The organism is Thermogemmatispora sp., assembly GCF_042408735.1.
GTDB lineage: Bacteria > Chloroflexota > Ktedonobacteria > Ktedonobacterales > Ktedonobacteraceae > Thermogemmatispora.
On sequence record NZ_JBHOQV010000084.1, the window covers coordinates 1 to 1,390 of the forward strand.

Genomic DNA, 1,390 nt, shown 5'->3' on the forward strand with positions numbered 1-1,390 from the left:
CAGGCCGATGAACACCACGCGGGCCTCGGCAGACAATTCAAAGAAATCTGGCTCTTTCAAGAGTGCCACCGGAATACTGCGGCTTCGCGCCATGTCATCATCCTTCCGTCACTCAAACAGAAGCAATTGCCCAGCCTGCAGCTGCGCCTCCCGGTGCTTCCGCCAGCGCGTCTGCCGGGCATGCCCCACATGCTCATCAATGTCGTAGCGTAAATGGCAGCGTTGACAGAGTGCTGCCAGGTTCTCGGGTCGGCAGTCCTGCTTGTCGCGCTTGTCGGCTGGTCGGCCATCGGGGAAGGGCGTGCCCAGATGAGCCACGGTGAGCACCACCTGATAGCGCTTGCCCGCCAGGCTCACCCGCTCTTCCCCCTGAGCGGCACCGCACCACTGGCACCGCCAGCCGGCCCGCTCCCGCGCCGCCCGTGAAATCTCTGCCCAGTTCGGGGGATACCGCTGACGATCCATTCCCATCGGTGGATGGTCTCCTTGATGATCCCGCTTGTCGGATCTCTCACCCCGGGTGGTGAAGGAAGATGAGAGCATGCGATTGCTCCGTAAAAAGCTTGACGGACGCCGCTCCTGATGCTCCGCTAGAGAGGGGCCGTCGGAACGCCGCCTAAGCCCGTTGTGGGATTGAAAGCACCCAGGGCAGTGGGACGCGGAAGGAAATGGAGATGGACCCCGCCGAGTCACGGACCAGCCAGCCCCCCTCTTCCCACCTCAGCCGCCGGAACCCACGGATCTGCTCCTCGCGCTCCTCGGTCAATTCCCAGGGCAACTCCTTGAGCGAGAGCACGTGCTTGCGGAAGAGCGGTCGATGCAGGAGGGGATCGAGTTTGAGCAGGCGCCGCTCTGGACAGGTGGCCGTCGGCTCCAACGTCAGGTAGCCCTCCGCATCCGGCTGGTCGCTCTTGCTCCAGCCCGTCTCTTCCAGAGAGCGCAACTCCCCTTCCTCTGTCACTACCATGCCCCGGATATACTGCACCTGGTAGAGCGTCACGGTCTGGTCCGCTCTCTCCTGCATCCAGGGGCAGGCACGCGCCAGGACCTCTGCCTGCCGCGCTGCCAGTTCGGCACGGGCCACCTCGTCTTCGGCCTTCAGTGCCTGCCACCGGGCATGTTCCCGGCGCGACGCTTCGAGTCCAAAGAGCAGCCAGCGGACGAACGACTCGGGGGGAAGCCAGCCGGAGCGGGCAGTGGCGGCATCGACCCGCTCGCAGCCAGCCATCCCATACCAGCCTTCCTCACGAAGGGTGATCTGCCAGTCACACTGGCTGCAGCCAAAAGGCTCGGGCAGCCGCAGCTGGATGGTCAGGGAGTCTGGATACGTACGAAGCCTGCGCATCCAGGGACGCATCACAGACGGGAGACCACTGCGCTCCAAGAGGGT

The 1,390-nt window shown here is 64.3% G+C and carries 2 protein-coding genes; both read right to left on the bottom strand.

The genetic code is table 11. The annotated features are described in order from the left end of the window. Positions 1–108: 108 nt before the first annotated feature. Positions 109–471: an HNH endonuclease gene (locus ACFMO7_RS06760; RefSeq protein WP_376794758.1), complete on the bottom strand. Its 363-nt coding sequence runs from the start codon at positions 469–471 to the stop codon at positions 109–111. A 145-nt stretch (positions 472–616) separates the two neighbouring features. Continuing rightward, a partial coding sequence (locus tag ACFMO7_RS06765; RefSeq protein WP_376794759.1) for a hypothetical protein occupies positions 617–1,390 on the bottom strand: 774 nt, incomplete at its 5' end.

What these genes read in the sequence shown, in the direction of transcription:
- ACFMO7_RS06760 (WP_376794758.1), bottom strand. Translation starts at nt 471, where the DNA reads ATGGGAATGGATCGTCAGCGGTATCCCCCGAACTGGGCAGAGATTTCA.